19 protein-coding genes and 2 pseudogenes are annotated in these 19,424 nt (G+C 67.2%); 3 read left to right on the top strand and 18 right to left on the bottom strand.

Annotation, left to right across the window (positions count from 1 at the left end; translation table 11 throughout):
* Positions 1 to 249 precede the first annotated feature (249 nt).
* A complete protein-coding gene (locus tag AC3DET_RS10330) occupies positions 250 to 1,119 on the bottom strand; it encodes a ribonuclease H-like domain-containing protein (protein ID WP_488391537.1) in 870 nt (289 codons plus the stop codon).
* Positions 1,116 to 3,536: a DEAD/DEAH box helicase gene (locus tag AC3DET_RS10325; RefSeq protein WP_488391536.1), complete on the bottom strand. Its 2,421-nt coding sequence runs from the start codon at positions 3,534 to 3,536 to the stop codon at positions 1,116 to 1,118. Before AC3DET_RS10325 ends, AC3DET_RS10330 begins: the two co-directional genes overlap by 4 nt.
* Positions 3,537 to 3,711: 175 nt before the next feature.
* Here AC3DET_RS10325 and AC3DET_RS10320 point away from each other — a divergent pair, with 175 nt between their 5' ends.
* From AC3DET_RS10320 to AC3DET_RS10310, 3 genes are all read left to right on the top strand, one after another.
* Complete coding sequence (locus AC3DET_RS10320; RefSeq protein ID WP_488391535.1) at positions 3,712 to 4,065, top strand: hypothetical protein; 354 nt, start codon at positions 3,712 to 3,714, stop codon at positions 4,063 to 4,065.
* Positions 4,066 to 4,389: 324 nt separating this feature from the next.
* Positions 4,390 to 4,791, top strand: a complete 402-nt coding sequence (locus AC3DET_RS10315; protein WP_488391534.1) for a hypothetical protein — start codon at positions 4,390 to 4,392, stop codon at positions 4,789 to 4,791.
* Between the two features lie 116 nt (positions 4,792 to 4,907).
* Positions 4,908 to 5,234 (top strand): hypothetical protein, encoded by a 327-nt coding sequence (locus AC3DET_RS10310; RefSeq protein ID WP_192202711.1) that lies wholly within the window; start codon positions 4,908 to 4,910, stop codon positions 5,232 to 5,234.
* A gap of 34 nt (positions 5,235 to 5,268) precedes the next feature.
* On the opposite strand, the gene AC3DET_RS10305 is transcribed toward AC3DET_RS10310, so the two are convergent.
* From AC3DET_RS10305 to AC3DET_RS10230, 16 genes and pseudogenes are all read right to left on the bottom strand, one after another.
* Positions 5,269 to 6,777, bottom strand: coding sequence for a sensor histidine kinase (locus tag AC3DET_RS10305; RefSeq protein WP_488391533.1), 1,509 nt, complete (start codon positions 6,775 to 6,777; stop codon positions 5,269 to 5,271).
* Positions 6,778 to 6,780: 3 nt separating this feature from the next.
* A complete protein-coding gene (locus AC3DET_RS10300; protein WP_192202713.1) occupies positions 6,781 to 7,221 on the bottom strand; it encodes a response regulator in 441 nt (146 codons plus the stop codon).
* Complete coding sequence (locus AC3DET_RS10295) at positions 7,218 to 9,023, bottom strand: sensor histidine kinase (protein ID WP_488391532.1); 1,806 nt, start codon at positions 9,021 to 9,023, stop codon at positions 7,218 to 7,220. Before AC3DET_RS10295 ends, AC3DET_RS10300 begins: the two co-directional genes overlap by 4 nt.
* 112 nt (positions 9,024 to 9,135) lie before the next feature.
* Positions 9,136 to 10,275 (bottom strand): GGDEF domain-containing protein, encoded by a 1,140-nt coding sequence (locus tag AC3DET_RS10290; protein ID WP_488391531.1) that lies wholly within the window; start codon positions 10,273 to 10,275, stop codon positions 9,136 to 9,138.
* Positions 10,276 to 10,450: 175 nt separating this feature from the next.
* The gene (gene mtnA, locus AC3DET_RS10285; RefSeq protein WP_337732153.1) at positions 10,451 to 11,509 is read right to left on the bottom strand and encodes an S-methyl-5-thioribose-1-phosphate isomerase; all 1,059 of its coding nucleotides are present in this window, start codon (positions 11,507 to 11,509) and stop codon (positions 10,451 to 10,453) included.
* A 47-nt stretch (positions 11,510 to 11,556) separates the two neighbouring features.
* Positions 11,557 to 12,294 carry a DUF3011 domain-containing protein gene (locus AC3DET_RS10280; RefSeq protein ID WP_488391530.1) on the bottom strand — a complete coding sequence of 246 codons (738 nt, stop codon included), beginning with the start codon at positions 12,292 to 12,294 and terminating at the stop codon, positions 11,557 to 11,559.
* 109 nt (positions 12,295 to 12,403) lie between these two features.
* Complete coding sequence (gene epmA / locus AC3DET_RS10275) at positions 12,404 to 13,372, bottom strand: EF-P lysine aminoacylase EpmA (protein WP_488391529.1); 969 nt, start codon at positions 13,370 to 13,372, stop codon at positions 12,404 to 12,406.
* A 148-nt stretch (positions 13,373 to 13,520) separates the two neighbouring features.
* Positions 13,521 to 13,769: pseudogene (locus tag AC3DET_RS10270) on the bottom strand (BRCT domain-containing protein); the annotation flags it as partial.
* Positions 13,770 to 13,942: 173 nt separating this feature from the next.
* Positions 13,943 to 15,860 (bottom strand): annotated as a pseudogene (ligA, locus tag AC3DET_RS10265) (NAD-dependent DNA ligase LigA); the annotation flags it as partial.
* Positions 15,861 to 16,355: 495 nt separating this feature from the next.
* Entirely contained in the window at positions 16,356 to 16,718 is a 363-nt protein-coding gene (locus AC3DET_RS10260) for a GFA family protein (protein WP_488391528.1), read from the bottom strand.
* Between the two features lie 46 nt (positions 16,719 to 16,764).
* Entirely contained in the window at positions 16,765 to 17,196 is a 432-nt protein-coding gene (locus AC3DET_RS10255; protein WP_337732158.1) for a hypothetical protein, read from the bottom strand.
* Positions 17,197 to 17,198: 2 nt separating this feature from the next.
* The gene (locus tag AC3DET_RS10250) at positions 17,199 to 17,576 is read right to left on the bottom strand and encodes a VOC family protein (protein WP_337732159.1); all 378 of its coding nucleotides are present in this window, start codon (positions 17,574 to 17,576) and stop codon (positions 17,199 to 17,201) included.
* A gap of 57 nt (positions 17,577 to 17,633) precedes the next feature.
* Positions 17,634 to 18,140 carry a DUF2314 domain-containing protein gene (locus AC3DET_RS10245; protein WP_488391527.1) on the bottom strand — a complete coding sequence of 169 codons (507 nt, stop codon included), beginning with the start codon at positions 18,138 to 18,140 and terminating at the stop codon, positions 17,634 to 17,636.
* 60 nt (positions 18,141 to 18,200) lie between these two features.
* A complete protein-coding gene (locus AC3DET_RS10240; RefSeq protein ID WP_488391526.1) occupies positions 18,201 to 18,485 on the bottom strand; it encodes a low molecular weight protein tyrosine phosphatase family protein in 285 nt (94 codons plus the stop codon).
* 68 nt (positions 18,486 to 18,553) lie between these two features.
* Positions 18,554 to 18,940 carry a type II toxin-antitoxin system PemK/MazF family toxin gene (locus tag AC3DET_RS10235; RefSeq protein WP_488391525.1) on the bottom strand — a complete coding sequence of 129 codons (387 nt, stop codon included), beginning with the start codon at positions 18,938 to 18,940 and terminating at the stop codon, positions 18,554 to 18,556.
* Positions 18,941 to 19,033: 93 nt separating this feature from the next.
* The gene (locus AC3DET_RS10230) at positions 19,034 to 19,381 is read right to left on the bottom strand and encodes a DUF2200 domain-containing protein (RefSeq protein ID WP_488391524.1); all 348 of its coding nucleotides are present in this window, start codon (positions 19,379 to 19,381) and stop codon (positions 19,034 to 19,036) included.
* Positions 19,382 to 19,424 lie beyond the last annotated feature (43 nt).

The raw sequence follows: 19,424 nt of genomic DNA, 5'->3' as shown, positions 1-19,424 counted from the left end.
GTCCTTCCCTGTGTACGCCAGCGCGTCGCCCGTCGCCCGTGTCCCGACAGCGACCGCGCATACTCGACGCGCAGCATGGGGCCATTCGTCCCTGGAAAAGCGATCCACCGCAGAAAGCCGATCCTGCGCAGACCAGCAAGCAGAGGACAAAAGGGATGGCGCATGGGGCGGCTCCTGCGGCAAAGCGGACAGGCATGGCGTCATCGCCGACACGCCGACCCTGCCAGCATCCGTCCGGCGAGGGGGCGATCACGGAGGATCGCAGGCGAACGGTGGCCCCACGGCCGGTGTCCCGGCATCCGGCTGCGCGAGATGCAGCAGCAGGTGTGCCAGTGTCACCACGTCCTGGAAGTTGTGCAGCAGCACGCGCCTGAGCAGGCCCGCGTCGCCACCGCGCAGGTACTGCAGCCAAGCGGCCGGTGCTTCCGAGCCCGGCAGGTCGTCCTCCCGCACGATGCCCAGCGCATTGCGCTCGATGGTGGCCAGCCGGCAGTTCTCCCACACCCCGCGATAGCGGCGACGCGTGGGGAACAGCAGGTCGAGATGCTCGATGCCGGCGAGCGGCGCGCCCAGTCGCGCCAGCCGGTAGCGCGTGGCCAGCAGCGGTGCGTCGTAGCAGCGGCCGTTGTAACTGACCAGTCGTGTCTCTTCGCCCAGCCAGCCGGCGAACGCGCGCAGCATCGCCGGCTCGGCGGACAGATGGGTGATCAGCATCTGGCGGATACGCAATCCCCCGGGCACGAAATCCGACGCACCGATCATGAAGGCTCGCGTGCCTGTACCACCGGACAGGCCGGTGGTTTCAGTGTCGAAGAACAGCATGCCATGCGTCGACAGGGGGCCGGTCCGCGCGAACGTACCGTCGACATGGGGCATCACGCCGTCGAAGGGCAGGATCTGTTCGAGTCGCAGCAACCCGGGCGCGATCTCCTCGCCCGGCAAGGCGCGATCGCATGCACCTACGCCGATCGGCGGACGTGTGCGTTCGCGAATGCCCAGCATGCGGCGCAACCCAGGCAAGGGATCGTGCACCGGCGGCGCCTTGCTGGACTGCGCCCCGGGGCTGTCATGCCCGGCCTGCCGTCGCAGCCGCTGCAGCTTCTCCCGGCTGACGCTCATGCGGCATCCAGCATCCGCAGCACGCGTGCCGCCAGCGCGCGCGGCGTGGTTTCGGCGTGCTCGTCGTTCGCCAGTACCGGCCCCACGCAGGCGGGACAGCCGGCCCTGCAGTCGCAAGCCGCCACCAGCTGCGAGGCACGCTGGACCAGCTCGCGCTGTCGCCGCCACAGCGGTTCGCTCAGTCCGATGCCGCCGGGATAGTTGTCGTACAGATACACGGTGGGCACGAAACGTTCGCCCGACACTGGCGACAGCACCTGGCTTTCCGTTCCCCGCAACTGTCCGCGGCCCTGCGTGTCGGGCAAGGCGAACCACGCACCGTCGCCATCGCCTACCGCCTTCTGCAGGTCGCGGCCTTCGGCCATCACGGCGACGGTGGCGGCGATGTGCAAGGCGTAGGCGGCACCGAGGAAGCCATCCAGCGCTTCCTGCCTCGATTCGAACGCCGACTCCAGCAGTGCCGGCGGCAGCTGCCACCACAGGCTGGTGGTGTGCATCTCCTGGTCCGGCAGGTTCACCGGCCCGTAGCCGATGTTCTCGTGGGTGTAGTAGCGGATCTTCTTGTAGCCGGCCACGCGCCGCACCACGTGCACTTCGCCGTGGTGGCAGGTGCCCTGCCCCGCGATGCTTCCATCGAAACGCTCAAGCACCTTCAATTTCGTGTAATCGATCGCATCGGTGTAGTAGTCCACGTGCGTACGGGTGACGTAGGCCTTGCGCCCTTCCCAGTCCAGTCGCTCCACCTGGTACGGCGTTGACTGGATCATGTGGATGGCGCCTTCGTACAGCGTCAGCGGCGCGGCGCTGAAATCCACTTCGGCAATGATCACCTGGCGCCCATCGGTGCGGTCCACCACCACGAAGTTGCCGTCCGCCACCGAGCGCAGGCTGACCGCGTTGGCCGGGTAGCTGTCGGCGATCCACTCGTAGCGGTCGCCTTCACGATGCACCACGCTGTCCTCGTCCAGCAGCTGCAGGAACGGTGACGGATCGACCGGCCCGAATGGCTCGCCCGCGAGGAACGGCAGTTCGAATGCGGCGCAGCGCACGTGGTCCAGCAGGATCATCGGCTGGTCCGGCGCGATGCGCGCGTGCTCCGGCGGGCTGTCGGCGAAGAACTCCGGATGCCGCACCACGTACTGGTCCAGCGGCTGCGAACTGGCCACCAGGATGCCCAGCGAGGCCTGCTGGCGTCGCCCGGCGCGCCCGAAGCGTTGCCAGGTCGCCGCGATGGAGCCCGGATAGCCGTTCAGCACCACCGCATCCAGGCTGCCGATGTCCACACCCAGTTCCAGCGCGGACGTGGAGATGATGCCGTCCACGCGACCATCACGCATCGCGCGTTCCGCGTCGCGGCGCTCGGTAGGCAGGTAGCCGCCGCGATACGCACGGATGCGTGCCGGCTTGCGCGGGTCGTGGTCGAACACGTCCTTCAGGTACTTGGTCAGCACTTCCACCATCGTGCGCGATTGCGCGAACACCAGCGTCTTCAGGCCCGCCTTGATCGCCAGCCGCGCGATGCGGTTGCTCTGCGAGCGCGCGGATGCCCGCAGGCCCAGGTCCGGATTGACCACCGGCGGATTCCACAACAGTACGTGCTTCTCGCCGGTCGGCGCGCCGGATTCGGTGATCGCATGCACCGGCAGCTCCAGCAACGCCTCCGCGTGCGCCTGCGGATTGCCGATGGTGGCCGAGCAGACGATGAACTGCGGCGTGGTGCCGTAGAACGCGCACACCCGCTTCAGACGCCGCAGCACATTGGCCACGTGGCTGCCGAACACACCGCGGTACGTGTGCACTTCGTCGATCACCACGTAGCGCAGGTTCTCGAAGAACTGCGCCCACTTGGTGTGGTGCGGCAGGATGGCCTGGTGCAGCATGTCGGGATTGCTGACCACGATATCGCCATGCAGGCGGATCGCCTGGCGCGCATCGCCCGGCGTGTCGCCGTCGAAGGTGAAGGCTTTCAGGCCAAGATCGCCGGCCCTGCTCAGGTCCAGCAGTTCCGCCACCTGGTCCTGCGCCAGCGCCTTGGTCGGGAACAGGTACAGCGCCTTGCCCCTGCGCTCCAGCGCCGAGGCCACCACCGGCAGCGTGTAGCACAGCGATTTTCCCGATGCCGTCGGCGTCACGACCGCCAGATGTCCACCCGCCTGCACGTGTCGCCATGCCTCGGCCTGGTGCGAATACAGACGCCCGATGCCGCGCGCGCGCAGCGCCTCGGCCAGTTCCACGGGCAGATCCGGCGGCAGCGGCTCGTAACGCCCTTCACGCCCCGGAATGACGAACTGCCCGGTCACGCGATCGTGGTACTTGCCCGCGAGCCGCTCTGCCAGGGCACGGCCATCGGCTGCGTTCACCGGCAGCAGCGCTGCATCGGTGGCGTGCTGGCGGATCAGGGATGTCTGGGCGGGCATGGCGGTCTCTCGGCGGCGTGTGCGCCATCAGAACCGCGCCGCGTCTCAATCCCTGAGACTGACTGCCTGCTGACAGGTGGCCCCTACCTCAGCTTTGTGATCGGAGTTTGAAGGCATTTCTCACCCGTGGGTAACGTCTCCCGCGATACCACGTCACCGTGAACCGGAGACGCCCATGAACCGCCACCTCTATCGCGAACAGCTCGACACGCTTCGGCAGGCACCCCGTCATGCCAGCACCATGGCCGACGATGCATTCACCGCATTCACGGCCTACGACTACGGCCGTCGCCGCCGCCTGCATCCGGATGTCGCGTGGGAAGATGCCTGCCGTGCCTACGCGTTCGCGGCGGCCTCGCATGCGGACCATGCCGGGCAGCTCGACCTGGACACGGAACTCGAACTCGAGGACCACTGGGAACGCCTGCGTGGCGATGCCGGTCCCGACTGGCCGGTCGCGCGTACGCTGTTGCGCGAGACGTGGCGCTGGCTCGATGAACACGGCGCGGGTGCGATCCGCATGCATTGAATCATCCCCCGCATGGCAGGAGACGACGAACGGTAGGCCGGCCATGGCACGACCCGCCGTCTTCAACAACGCAGGGGCACAATAACGACAAGATCCGGCAGGGTCGTGGACCCACGCATCTCCTTCGGGGAATGGGGTGACACGTTGCCACAGGGGCCGCGCGCAGTCAGGGACTGTCGCGACGGGGTCGCGCAGACGGCTGTCATGTACAGGTAAGCCGCGTTTCATCCACAAGGTCCACGCTCGGCCATGGTCTTGCGCCATGGAGGGGACCTCATGTCTTGCCTGCCTGATCCGTCCGCGCCCGCGTGGATAGATGATGCGATGCCCTGTGCCGTCATCGACATCCAATCGGAACTGCGCTTCTGGGAAGAAACCTACGCGCGCCAGAGCTTCCACCGCCCGGGGACCCCGTTCCGCCATTACGTGCCCACGCTGAAATTCGCCTACGACATCTACCTGCTGTCGCACGGACGATCGCTCGAAGAACTGCTGCCTTCGCTGCCCTCCCGCTATGAGGCGGGCATCGTGCGTGGCGTCCGGCTGGACTGGCCGTTGGCGCATGCGGTCATCGCACGCGTATGGGAGCGGCTCAATGCGCCGCTGAAAGAAGATGCGCCGCTGTTCGCCCCGCCACCGACAACCGTCGTGGATGAGCGCGCCTTGTTGGCAGAGGCGATGAACAAAGCGGGCACCCGTACCATCACGCAGCGAATGCAAAGGTGAACGTAAAAGACGTTGTGCGGTTAAACACGGGTTAAAACGCTCTTTATTTCACTTAAGCATCACCGTGCGGAACAAAAAATCCTCGTCGCCACCACCACGCCGACCGGGGATCACCAATGGCCAGCCTGCATCATCGCAACGCCCACGCCACCGCTCAGATCGTCGACATCGACGCCGAACTCGCCTACTGGAAGACGCGTCTCAACGAAGACACGTTCCAGGTGGTCGGAGCCACGGTGGGTGACCTGGAGCAGTGCCTGAAGGTCGGCTATGACGCCTATCTGCTGCACCATCGCCAGGACTTCGACGACATCGCGCCCTCGCTGCGCGACCGCCTGCAGCGCTACTGCCCGGATACGCCGATCGGCTGGTACCGTGCGCAGCCGATCATGCGCGCGGTATGGCAACGGCTGAAGCCTGCCGTCGCGATGGGCCACGCCTGATCCTCGACACGCCCCTGCCCATGGGCAGGGGCGCCTAGCTGCCCAGGCCCAGCGCGTGCTCGATCGCGTTGAACAAGGCCTGGATCTGCACCGGCTTTGTCAGTGTCACCGCGCAGTCGTGGCCGCCGTCCGGCGTGCCCGGCTCGCGCAGGCGGATCACCGGACCGTCGAAGCCGGCTTCCTGCAATACCGCCAGCACGTCCGCGGCGGACAGCAGCAGGATGTCGTCGTCGATGATCGCCAGCTGCGGCAACCCGTCACGCGCAATCTGCTGCAATGCATTCGCACCGTCAGGCGCCATGATCGGATCGTAGCCCTGGCTGGCCAGTGCGTTGCCCAGCAGTGAGAGGCGCGTGGCGTCGCCATCGACCAACAGGATGCGGCGACCCTCGCCATCCCGGAACGCCGCGTCTTCCGTTCCCGACCAGTCGTCGACAGCCGGAGCCGGCAGGTGCAGCTCGAACGCGGTGCCCTGCCCATGCGTGCTGTTCACCTCGATGCGCCCGCGCACCGATTCGACGATGCGCTTGCACGACATCAGGCCCAGGCCCGTGCCGCTGGCCTTGGTGGTGAAGAACGGCGTGAACAGCTGCTGGCGGGTGGCCTCGTCCATGCCACTGCCTTCATCGGAGACACGCAGCACCACGTAGTCCTGCCCGTCGGTGCCCACCGTCTGCGTCGCCGACAGGGTCAACTGCCCGCCGCGTTCGGCCATGGCCTGGATGCCGTTCAAGCAGAGGTTGATCAGGCACTGCTGGAATTCGGTGTAGTTGCCTTCGATCAGCAGGTCCTCCGGCGGCAGTTCCACCGTCAGCCGGACCTGCCGCGACAGGCTGCCCTGCAGCAGCAGTTGCACCGCGCTGAACAGCGCCGCCACGCTGATGGTCTCGCTGGCCTTGCGCGAACCGCGCACGAACGACAGCATCGAATCGGCCATCTCGTGCCCGCGCTTGCCGCTTTCGGAGATCACCGCGCCCAGGCGCAGAATCTTCGGATCGTCGCTGTAGGTCGACAGCAGGTCGGGCACGATCAGCAGCGGCTGCAGGATGTTGCGAAGATCGTGGCTCAGGCCCGCCGCCAGCATGGCCAGGCAGTCCAGCCGCTGCGAGCGCATCAGTTCGCGCTCGGCATGTTCGCGTTCGCGCTCGCTGCGCGCCTCGCGGATGGCGCGCGCCACCGCCGACGGCAGCCGTGCGGGCGTGTGCTTCAGCACGTAGTCGCTGGCGCCTTCCTGCAACGCCTTGACCGCGGCTTCCTCGCCGATGGTGCCGGAGAAGAACACGAACGGCAGCCGCGGATCATGCGCGCGCAGGATTTCCAGGGCCTGGTAACCGGAGAAGCCGGGCAGCTCCATGTCCGAGAGCACCAGGTCGAATGGCGCACCCGCCAGCGCCGTGCGCAGGTCCTCGGCTGCATCCACGCGCACGAATTCGGCATCCAGTCCGGCCTCGTGCAACTGCTCCATCAGCAGTTCGGCATCGAGTTCGGAATCCTCGACCAGCAGGATGCGGACAGGTCCCAGCGGTGTTCCCGATTGCGGCACGGATCAGTCTCGCGGCAGGGTTTCGTTGATGACCGCCCAGAACGTGCCCAGCGTCTTGACCGCCTGGAAGAACTGGTCGATGTCCACCGGCTTGACCACGTAGGCGTTCGCGCCCAGGTCCCAGCTGCGCGCCAGGTCGCTTTCCTCGCGCGAGGACGACAGGATCACCACCGGCAGGTGCTTGAGCTTCTCGTCGCCGCGGATGGTCTTCAGCACCTCGAGCCCGTCCATGCGCGGCATCTTGATGTCCAGCAGCAGCACCGACGGAAGGCCGTCTTCACGCTGGGCGTGCGCGCCGCGGCGCAGCAGGTAGTCCAGTGCTTCCACGCCGTCCTCGACGTGCACGATGGGGTTGGCCAGGTTGGCCTCGCGCAGCGCGTCGATCGCCATTTCGGCGTCGGCCAGGCTGTCTTCGGCCAACAGGATGGTGCGGATGGCGCTCATGCGTCTCTCTCTCTGGAAAGCGGAGCGTCGAGCGCCGCGGGAAGGGTGAAATAGAACGTGGCGCCCTGGTCGGGCATCGACTCGGCCCAGATACGGCCACCATGCCGGCCGAGCACACGCCGGACACTGGCCAGGCCAATGCCCGTGCCGGGGAAGTCGCTGGCCTTGTGCAGGCGCTGGAACACGCCGAACAGCTTGCCGGCGTACGCCATATCGAACCCTGCGCCGTTGTCACGTACGCTGAACAGGTGGCTGCCATCACTCTGCAGCTGATGGCCCACCTCGACGATGGAGCGCTCGCGCTGGCTGCTGTACTTCAGCGCGTTGCCCAGCAGATTGCTCCATACCTGCCGCATCATGTTCTCGTCGGCCAGCACGATGGGCTGCGGCGCGATGCGCCATTCCACCCGGTCGGCGCGGCCTTCGTTCGCCTCGTTGGCATCCAGCATGGCGCGCGCTTCGGCTACCAGCGACTGCATGTCCACGGCCTGAAGGCGCAACGCGTTCCGGCCCAGGCGCGAGTACACCAGCAGGTCGTCGATCAACTGCGACATGCGGCGCGCGGAATTGCCGATCACGTCGAGGTAATGGCGGCTCTTGTCGTCGATGTCCTCGCCAAGGTGGCGGCCCAGCTTGTCCGAGAAGCCGGCCACGTGCCGCAGCGGCGCACGCAGATCGTGCGATACCGAGTAGCTGAAGGCTTCCAGCTCGCGATTCACTTCCGACACCTGCTCCACCTTGCCTTCCAGCTGGCGGTTCAGCGCCGCGATTTCCTGCTGCGCGGTCTTCTGCAGCGAGATGTCGCTGACCGTCATCAGCACGGCATGCTCGTCCTCACCCGGCAGCGGCATGCGGCGCGCATTGAGCAGCACGGTACGCCGCACGCCATCGACGGTGTCCTGCTGCAGTTCGTAGTCCCAGAGTTCGCGCCCGCGCGCGAGCACATCGTCCAGGCGCTGCCGCATCACCTTGTCCTGCCAGGCCATGCCCAGTTCATCGAGGCTGCCCGCCTTCGTGTCCTTGCCCATGCCGTACAGCTCGCCGAAGGCGATGTTGTGCATCTTGATGTGCTGCTCGCCATCCAGCAGCACGATGGGTTCGCGCACGGTATCCAGCATGACCAGCGCGCGCTGGCTGGCCTGTGCGATCCGCTTCTCCGCATTCAGCCGGCGCGCCACCTGGCGCCCCAGCGACAGCAGTACCAGCGCCAGCAGCAGCAATTGGGCACCCATGGCCACCAGCGCCAACCACTCCGCGCGCTGGCGTTGGCGCTGTGCGTCGTAGTTGCGCTGGGCCAGCAGTTGGCGCTCGTTGTCCAGGATCTGGGTCAGGAGACCGCGGATGGGGAAACGCGTGGCCAACGGCGCCACCACGGAACCCCGGTAGGCTTCGGGAGCCTCGATCAACTGATCGATGACTTCAACGCGCGCCTCGACCAGTTCACGCAGGCGGCCGATCAGCACGAGCTGCTCCGGGTTGTCGGCCGTGAATTCGGCCAGCGTCTCGAACCGTCCTGGCAGCGCCTTCCGCCCGGAGACCAGTCGCTCGCGGGCCAGGGGATGGTCCGCGCCCAGCGCGATCATCATGCCGGAGGATTCGATCTCGCGGACCTCGACGGCCATCGCCATCACGGCCGCTTCCACCTGGTGCGTATGCGCCACGGCATCGGCGGCTTCCAGGTTGGCCCGCGACAGGCGCTGCAGCAGCACCACGGGCCCGACCACGATCAGCAGGATGGCCAAACCCAACAGCGGCAGTCGCCATCCACCCCAGCTGGTACGGGCACTGTCGTCGTCGTTCATGATCCCCGGGCATCCATGGGTGACGGGCGGAGCCGCGTATCGCGCGCCCTGCCACGTCGGCATCCGAAGATGCTATCGCAGCCATGTCACATTTGGAATGAAATTCAGGCGTTCAGGAAACGTCCGCAACGTTCACGCGATCACGCCCTTCACGCTTGGCGTCGTACAGCGCTCCGTCGGCACGACGCATCTGGTCGCGCAGGGTTTCGCCGGGCCGGTGCTCGGCGATGCCGGCGGACAGCGTGGCGACAACACCCCCCTGCTCCTTGCCGAATTCGCCGCGCACGCGCTCGGCGAATGCGCGCGCCGACAGCGCATCCTCGCCCTCCAGCAGTACCGCGAACTCCTCGCCACCAATGCGTGCCGCGCATCCGTTGGCACCGACGCGCGCACGCATGATGTCGCCCAGCCGCTGCAGCACGGCATCGCCGCCGTCGTGGCCGTGGCGGTCGTTGATGCGTTTGAAGTAATCGATGTCCAGAACCGCAACCGCCACCGGGACGCCCGCCGCGACCGCACGCGCGTGCGCGGACACGGCGTGCTCGTTCCATCCGTTGCGATTGAGCAGGCCGGTCAACTCATCGGTATGCGCCTGCCGTACCAGCCGGCGACGCATCTGCCACGCGGACACCGCGAAGTCCGTGCGATAACCCGCCAGCACCAGGCCGAAGCCGATCGTGGTCAGCGTGTACAGCCAGTACAGCGCGCTGCCGGTGCCCGGGGCCCCGTACAGCACGATGCGCAGCAGCGCCATCACCACGATCAGCAGGGCAAGCGCGAACAGCGATACCGGGCGCACCATCAGCGCCATCAAGGCCAGCGGCAACAGCTGGAAAAGACCCGTACGCAGCGCCAACTGGCCGGTCGATCCGGGCAGCGGCATGCTCATGAAGATGCCGGTGATCAGCGTGGCCAGCAGCATCAGTAGCAGACGGTGCTGCCAGCTCACCATCCGCGATACGCCTGCCGCGCAGCCCGCGACAACGGTGGATGCCAGCAACTGCGACCACACCGGATACCCGATCGACGGCGTGACGCCCGCCATGTCGAACAGCGCGGTAATCGCCAGCAGCACGGCACCGCACAGCAGCACGCCACTGACGATGGGCCGGGTGGCCCGCAGTTGCGCCAGCGTCAGGTCTTCCCGTTCCTCGGTGCTGAGCGCGCGGGTGGAATGGCGCGACAGCAGTCCGCGCAGGCTGTGCAGCAAGCCCGGGGCGGCGATCGGAGCGTTGAGGAGTCGGGCGCGCATGCTCGGTTCCTGGACGGAATGACCATCACGATGCAACTCCCGTGCCACCGCCTGTTCAGCGCGGGGCCGCCGCCTGCAACGTCTCACGCAGCGCGCGCCCCGCCCCTGCCCGCAGGCCTGCCGGACTGACGCACGGGGGCGCTTTCCGCCGGCCAGCGCATGCGCGTGACCCGCTTCATCCGCCGAACGCGGCCCGCATGCGTGCTTCATCCGGCTGTTCGATCACGCCTTTCTCGGTGACGATGGCATCGATCAGCGTCGCCGGGGTCACGTCGAAGACGGGGTTCCACGCCGGCACGCCCTCGGCCACCGTCCGCGTACCGCCGATCCCCAGCAGTTCGGCCGGGTCGCGTTCCTCGATGTGGATGGCATCACCGTTCGGCGTGGCCATGTCCACGGTGGACGAGGGTGCCACCACCATGAAGCCCACGCCGTGGTGGCGTGCCGCGATGGCCAGCTGGTAGGTGCCGATCTTGTTGGCGGTATCGCCATTGGCGCAGATGCGGTCCGCTCCCACGACCACCCATTGCACGGCACCGGTTTTCATCAGGTGGGCGGCGGCGGAGTCGGCGATCAGCGTGGCCGGGATGCCATCCTGCAGCAGTTCCCATGCGGTCAGCCGCGCGCCCTGCTGCCAGGGCCGCGTCTCGCCGGCATACACCTTGCCGATGCGGCCCTGCGCCACGCCGGCACGGATCACACCCAACGCGGTGCCGAAGCCGGCCGTGGCCAGCGAGCCGGTGTTGCAATGGGTCAACACGCCACTGCCCGCGGGAATCAGTGCAGCCCCCAGTTCGCCCATGTGCCGGTTGGCGGCCAGGTCTTCCTCGGCGATGGCCAGGGCTTCCAGTTCCAGTACGCCGCGCCAGTCGGTGCCCGCCGTCTTCAGCGCCGCGCGCATGCGGGCCAGTGCCCACGCGAGGTTGACGGCGGTGGGACGCGCATCGTTCAGGCGCTGCAACGCGGGCTCGAGCTTCCCGAGTGCGTCGGCGGGCGTAGCCGCCATGACGTCACGCGACGCCAGCACCACGCCCCACGCCGCGGCAATGCCGATGGCCGGTGCACCCCGCACCGCCAATGCGTGGATGGCAGTGGCCACTTCGTCGCTGGTGGTGCAGCTCAGGTACTCCACCACGAAAGGCAACTTGCGCTGGTCCAGCAGCTCCAGGGCGCTGCCGGTCCAGCGGATCGGGCGGACGTGGTCGTAACGGGCGTAGTCGATGGCGTTGGTCATGCCGCCATTGTAACGGCCCGCCGTGAAAGCCCCTCCCGGCCGCGATATCAGCGGCTGCGGAACTCCGCCCGGCAGCCTGCCGTGACCCACACGCCACGGCCATCGCGGCCCCAGGTGCGGCCTTCGATGCAGGGTGCGTTGGACAGCTGGCGTACCAGCTGCACACCGCCCCGGCCGTCCACGTCGCATACACGGGTGCGGTCGCGGTCGGACTCGCAACGGAACACCTGGCCATAGCCCCCTCCGTTGTTCCAGCCGCCACCGCCCCACCCATTGCCGCGACCCTGGACCTCGAACTCCGCCCGGCAGCCCAGCGACACCCAGATCCCGTTGCGGTCCTGGCCCCAGCTCTGCCCTTCAACGCAGCGCGCGCTCGAAAGCTGGCGCACCAGGCGCACATCGCCACGCGTGGAGATCGCGCAGGTACGCGTGCGGCCACTGTCGGATTCACAGCGGATGCGCTGTGCGCTGTTGCCGCCATTCCATCCGCCACGACCGCTAGCGAACTCCGCACGGCAACCGCGATTCACCCACACGCCATCGAGGGTCTGGCCCCAGGTGCTGCCTTCATCGCAGCGCGTCTTCGACAACTGCCTCACCACCTGCACGCGGCCACGCGTGTCCATGCGGCATTCCCGGTAACGGCCATCGTTGGATTCGCAGCGGATCACCTGACCGTCGCGGCCGTAGCCATCACTGCCGTACTGCGGCGCGGCGTCGGCAGCGGCGGTGCCGAGCAGCGCGGCGGCGCCCAGCGTCAGCGAAGCAAGAAGTCGACGTTCCATGGCATGCATCCTCGTGTGTGTTGCATTGAAATCTACGCAGCCATCATGAACGTGAACCCACGAAACCGTTTGCAGGAATCAATCCGCTCATGACGTGTTTGGCTGGCTTTCAGGCGCGCGCGAAATCGAACGCCAGCACATCGGCGATGCGCGGGGTGTCCTGCAGGGCCATCAACAACCGGTCCACGCCCAGCGCCACGCCCGAGCAATCGGGAAAGCCATGGGACAACGCCGCCAGCAGGTGCGCGTCGATCGCCGGCGACGGCACGCCGCGTGCGGCACGCGTGGCCACGTCGCGCTGGAAGCGCTGTGCCTGTTCGGCGCCGTCGGCCAGTTCGTGGTAACCGTTGGCCAGTTCCAGAGGGCCCAGGTAAAGCTCGAAACGCTCCGCCACCGGCACGGCGTCGTGGCGGATGCGCGCCAGCGCGCACTGCGAGGCCGGGTAGTCGTACACGGCCAGCAACTGGTCGCGCGGGAAGTTCGGCTGGATCCGGTGCGTCATCAGCAGGTCCAGCCAGTCGTCGCGGGTCAGGCCCTCGCCGTCGATGGCGATGCCGCTGGCCGCATTGCGCACCGTGTCCAGGTCGGCGGTCATCGGGTCGAATCCCAGCCGTTGCAGGTACAGGTTGCGGAAACCGATGTGCGATGCCGTGGCCGTGCGGCCGACCAGTGCCAGCGCCGACTGCACCAGCGCGACGGTTTCATCGATCAACGGCGCCAGCGTCCAGCCCACGCGGTACCACTCCAGCATGGTGAATTCAGGGTTGTGCCGCCCGCCCGCTTCGCCGTCGCGGAACACGCGGCCCAGCTCGTAGCAGTCGCCCACGCCGGCCGCCAGCAGGCGCTTCAATGGAAACTCGGGCGAGGTCCGCAGCCAGCGCGTACGCGACCCACCCTCGATCCGCCCGGAGAATTCAAGCGCGAACGAAGCGATGTTCGGGTCGGTGTTGCCGGCCCGCGACATCATCGGCGTCTCGACCTCCAGCACATGGCGCGCATGGAAGAACTCGCGGACGAGGCGGTTGAGCGACGCACGCCGGCGCAGCGCGTCCATCGACGCGGAAGGTTGCCAGTTCATCGCATGCACCTTGTAGGAGCGACGTAAGTCGCGACCGGAAGACCTCGCCTCCCGTGCAGCGTCCTCACCGCGTTTCTGTTGAAGGTCCATGGCACTGTCGGCGTGCGGTCGCGACTTACGTCGCTCCTACAGGGGGGCGGGCAGCACCTCATGCATGCTGCTCCAGGAACGCCAGCAGCTGGGCTTCGTCCCAGATCTCGATGCCCAGTTCCTGCGCCTTGGCCAGCTTGGACCCGGCGGCTTCGCCGGCCACCACCAGGTGGGTCTTCTTCGACACGCTGCCGGCGATCTTGGCGCCGAGGGCTTCCAGCTTCTCACCGGCTTCGTCGCGACTCATCGCGGCCAGTCCGCCGGTGAGCACCACGGTCTTGCCATCCAGCGGACCGGCGGAGAGGGCGACGTCTTCCGGCGTGACCTGCAGCAGTTCCTCCAGCGCCGCGCCACTGCGCGTCAGCAGCTGCGCGTTGGCGTCCTCTTCCAGCCACGCGGCGAAGGCATTGGCCGAATCGCTCGGCAGGCCGGCAGTGACGAAGTTGTGCACCGGCGCATCCAGCAGCGCCTGCGCCGACGGGAACGCCGAAGCCAGCTGTTCGGCACGCACGCGGGTGACCTTGGGAATTTCCAGATCCACCAGCAGCGTGGCCAGTTCCAGGCCGGCGCGCAGCTTGCCCGAGGGCGGGTGCGTGTCGCCGATCACCACGCCGCGCGCCAGCAGATCGTCGATGGCCTGCTGGTTGCCGGGCTGGTCGAGGAAATGGCCCAGCGAACGCGCCACCTCGCCGCCGATGTCCGGCACCTGCTTGAACAGCGGCCACGGCAGGCGGCGGATCAGCTGCAGGTCGCCGAACCACTGCGCCAGCGCCTTGGCCGTGCTCTCGCCCACATGCTGGATGCCCAGTCCGAACAGGAAGCGTTCCAGCGTGGTGTGCCGGCTGCGGTCGATGGCCTCGATCAGGTTTTCGGCCCACTTCGTCGCGACCTTGCCGGACTTGACGGTCTCAGGCGTGGTGCCATCGCGCTCGTCCACGCGCCGCTTCATCTCCAGCAGGTCGTCCACGGTCAGCGTGTACAGGTCGGCGATGCGCTGCACGATGCCGAGGTCGCTCAGGTCTTCGACGAACCGCTCGCCCAGGCCTTCGATGTCCATCGCGCGGCGCGAGGCGAAATGGATGATCGTCTCCTTGCGCTGCGCCGGGCAGGTCAACTCGCCGCTGCAGCGCCACACCGCCGCGCCTTCCTCGCGCACGATCTCCGAGCCGCAGACCGGGCACGCCGTCGGCATCTGCCATGGCTGCGTGCCGGCGGGGCGGCGTTCCAGCACCACACCCACCACTTCGGGGATGACATCGCCGGCGCGGCGGATGATCACGGTGTCGCCGTTGCGCACGTCCAGGCGCGCCACCTGGTCGGCGTTGTGCAGCGTGGCGCGCGTCACCGTCACGCCGCCCACGTGCACCGGCTGCATCAGCGCCCACGGCGTCACCGCGCCGGTGCGGCCCACGTTGACCTCGATGGAATCCAGCACGGTCATCTGTTCCTGCGCCGGGAACTTGTGCGCGATGGCCCAGCGCGGCGCACGCGAGACGAACCCCATCGTGCGCTGCCCTTCGCCGTCGTCCAGCTTGTAGACCACGCCGTCGATGTCGAACGGCAATGCGTCGCGGCGTTCGCCGATGCGGCGGTAGTAGTCAAGCAGCCCGTCCACGCCTTCCACCGTCTCGCTGAGGCTGCTGACCGGGAAGCCCCACGCGCGCAGCTGCTTCAGCGTGGCCGAATGCGAATCCGGCAGTTCGCCGCCTTCCACCAGGCCGGTGCCGTAGGCGAAGAACGCCAGCGGCCGCTGCGCGGTGATGCGCGGGTCCAGCTGGCGCAGCGAACCGGCGGCGCCGTTGCGGGGATTGGCCAGCACCTTGCCGCCGTGCAGGCGGGCGTGTTCGTTGTACTTCTCGAAATCCGCGCGCGGCATGTACACCTCGCCGCGCACTTCCAGCACATCCGGCCAGCCCTTCCCCCGCAGCCTGAGCGGAATGGCCTTGACTGTGCGCAGGTTGAGGGTGACGTCCTCGCCGGTGGCGCCATCGCCCCGCGTGGCGCCCTGCACGAACGCACCGCCTTCGTAGCGCAGGCTGATGGCCAGCCCGTCCAGCTTGGGCTCGGCGGAGAACAGCAGCGTGGGGCGCTTCAACCGCTCGGCGATGCGGCGGACGAAGTCCTCCACCTCTTCGTCGCTGAAGGCGTTGCCCAGCGACAGCATGGGGATGGCGTGGCGCACCTCGGCGAACCTGCCGGCCGGGGCGTTGCCCACGCGCTGGGTGGGCGAATCGGCGGTGACCAGCTCGGGGTGGGCAGTTTCCAGTTCATCCAGTTCGCGCAGCAGGCGGTCGTACTCGGCGTCCGGGATGTTGGGCTCGTCGAGCACGTGGTAGCGGTGGTTGGCGTCCTCCAGCTGGCGGCGGAGGTCGGCGATGCGGGCGGCAGGGGTCGTCATACGTGAATTCTAAGGCCGGGCGCCGTGACGGGAGGTGCAGTGGCGGCGCCTTGAGGGCCGCCCCCTGCCCTCCATCTCGTCGCGTCGTGGCGGCCGCCAGCAGCCCATCGCCCTCGACGCCCCATCCGCAAGGCTCCGAATCCCAGGCGCAAGGCTCACCTGCCCCATCGATGGCATTCAGAGCCCCATCGATCGCCCGTTGAAAGCCATCGATGGGTGTCCGGGAGCCATCGATGGGATCCGGAAAGCCATCGATGGCTCCCGGAATGTGATCGCTGGGGCTCGGGTGCTCCGTCGATGGGTTTCAGAAAGCGATCGATGGGTCTTTGAGTGCGATCGATGGCTCTCCGAAAGCCATCCGATGGCCTTCCGTGCCCCACCGTTGGGAATCCGAGCCTTGCACGCAACGCTCGGAGGGCCATCGATGGGGCTCCGAGCCCGATCCCCGGCCTCCAATGTGACAGCTGTCCCGGCGGCTGAGCACCACTCCGTTGGTCACGGCATGCCCGCCCCGACCGTCATCCGCACCGGGATGCCCGCCGGATCGAAGCCTTCCAGGCAGAACACGTTGACGCCGTAGTAATCCGGGGTGACGCGCTTGCGGTGGAACGGATAGATGCCGCACACCTTGCAGAAGTGGTGGCGCGCGGTGTGGGTGTGGAACTGGTATTCGGCCAGTGCCTCCGTCCCGGCCAGCAGGCGGAAGGCGCTCTCGTGCACCTTCACCATCAGCGCGTTCTTCTTGCGGCAGATCGAACAATCGCACTGCGTCAGCTCGGGGAAGTCGGTGTCGATCTCGAAGCGGATGGCGCCGCAGTGGCAGCGGCCAGTGTGGGTCTGCAGGGGGCGTGACGACATGGAGTGTGCTGTCCTGACGGGGCTCAAGCTAGACGACCAAATCCGCTCAGGGCTTTGGAGAGACCTCCATGGCCACCAGAGGCGTGAGCGATGCGGCAAGCATATGCCATGCGCGTCCGCCCTTGTCGTCAAACAACCCTACCCCGCGGAGGTTGTCACGGCTGATGCGTAGGTAATGGGTATCACCGGGAACGAACGTTTCCAAATCTCCCATGCCGTCCCACTCGGTCATTGGCATCTCGATGCAGCCGACAATGACCTCCAACGGTTCACCCTGTAGCTCATCCGGCCCTTCCTGGACCATATAAAGCGCGCGTGAGCCTGCATAGATGAAGCCGCAAGGCGGCTGTCGCTCGACCAGGATCAACCGTGCACGAACGTAGGCCTCCGTGTCGACCGATCCCGACACCTGCTGCCCCGCCGCAATGCCAGACCATGCCAACAGCGCGACCCCGAGTGCGAGTGCGTAGCGGCTCATCGTCAACCCCTCCATTCCGCAAGATGCAGCAGCACGCCCGCCGGGTCCCAGACATAGGTCACCCGGGCGCCGTAGTCCTCATGCTTCGGGGGCGCCACGCGGGCATCGCCGTACGCCCCACTCGCCAGCACCGCGGCGATCTGCGCGTGGCAGGCCGCGGCATCGGCCACGGTGAGGTGCAGCATCGTGTTCTCCAGCCAGTCCTTCTGGTAGTAGCGCTGCAGGTAGAAGCGGTGCGCGCCGTTCGTCATCAGGGCAAGCTGGTCGTCGAGGTAGTCCGTCGTCCAGCCGAGGGCTTCGTAGAAGGCACGGGAGATGTCGAAGTCCTTCGCACCGATGAAGGGGCGGACATCGGTGACGCAGAGGTCGAGCGTGGGCATATCCTGGTGTCTCAAGCAGAGGATTCGTTTGTGCTGCGTGTACGCCGGGCCGCGTGATCAGGTGTCGGCGTACTCGGCTTCGTGCGCCCTGAGCTGCTCGGGCAATGCGATGCCGTCGCGTCGCGCAATCGCGAACATCGCACGCTGGGTGAAGCCGCCATGGATCTTTCCGGCGCTGTCCCGCACCTGCCAGTCCTCGATGTCCTCGAAGGCGCAGCGATGCAGGCGGTCCAGCGTGCCGGTGTGGGTCACGGGCGGCGTGACCAGGCGCACGCCCAGTTCGCCTGGCCTGAGCACTTCAACGACCTCTGCCCACAGGTGCTCAACCTGCCCGGAACTGCTGACGAAGCGCAGCTTGACCAGGGCGCTCTCGCGCGGCCCGGCCAGGTGCGAGCGGAATGCCTCCAGGGTGGCGGTGGCGCGCTCCATCGCAGCCAGCAGCAGGGGATCGTCCGGGTCCGTCTGCAACGGCGGAAACTCGGGACGCGGCGAACGCCACCGGATGAACAGCCACAATGCGCCACACAGCGCGAGGAACAAGCCGATCTTGACGGGCAATGGCATGGTGGATCCTGCAAGGGGCGACCCAGCGCAAGGTACTGCACACGCGCAACACGGGGAAGCTCAACCCGGGTGCGCCGCTCCGGTGGGCAGGAACCGCACCACCTTCTCCTTCAACCGCTGGATGAGTGCCGGATCCATGAAGTCGTAGTTGTCTGGAATGTCCAGGCAGACCACGCGCTTGCCGCCGAGGTGGCGGGCGAACTTCGCTGACAGGCGGGCCCGGTGGACCTTCTCCATCACGAAGACCAGGTCCGCCCATGCCAGCAGCTCGGGCGACACCGGCACCTCGGCTTCATGACCCAGTCCCGCCGAGGCCGTCTCGATTCCCGGCCAGTCGGCGAACACCTACTCCGCCGTGGGGCTGCGCAGGCGGTTCTGGGTGCAGATGAAGAGGACGTGGCGGGGCATGGTGGTCAGCGGTGATAGGACACCTGCAGGAACCGGAGCGCGGCGATTACCTGGTCGACACGCGCGTCGCTCAGGCGGCCGATGTGGTCCTGCAGGCGGTGCCTGTAGAGGGAGGATATCTGCGACGCGATCACCACGCTCTGTTTGGCGAGCCCGCCTTCGCCGGCATCCAGCAGCACCACGCCGGGTTCCGAAATGCGATTGAGGTTGGAGCTGAGCGCGCAGACCACGACCGTGCCGATCCGGGATTGGTTGAACACGTCGTCCTGCACGACGACATGCGGATGCGGCACGCCGGGGACCGAGCCACGGGATTCGTCGGCAGTCACCCAGAAAATGTCGCCTCGGCGGATGATGCCTGCGGCAGCGGGCGTGTGGAGGTCTCTGTCCATGGGAGGAGATGGTAAGGCAACGATCATGGCCTGCCACCCGGATCATCGCCGTGTCCGGCGAGCGCGAAGCCTACGCATGGACTCCGGGTCCGCTCATCGCAGGATCTTCTCCATCGCCTTCCCCTTCGCCAGTTCGTCGACCAGCTTGTCGAGGTAGCGGATCTTCTGCATCAGCGGGTCTTCGACGTCTTCCACGCGCACGCCGCAGACCACGCCGGTGATCAACGAGGCGTTGGGATGGAGCGCCGGCGCCTGAGCGAAGAACGTGTCGAAATCGACCTTGTCGCGGATCTGCCGCTGCAGCCCGGCCGCGTCGTAGCCGGTCAGCCAGCGGATGATCTCGTCGACTTCCACCTGCGTCCGTCCTTTGCGCTCGGCTTTCTGCACGTACAGCGGGTAAACGCTGGCGAAGGAGGTGGTGAAGATGCGGTGAGCGGACATCGTGAGCACTCCAGTAGACCGGGACAACGTCATCTGAAGTCAT

Source organism: Pseudoxanthomonas sp. 97-1-1, from assembly GCF_057773125.1.
This window is presented reverse-complemented; position numbering and strand designations above follow the sequence as displayed.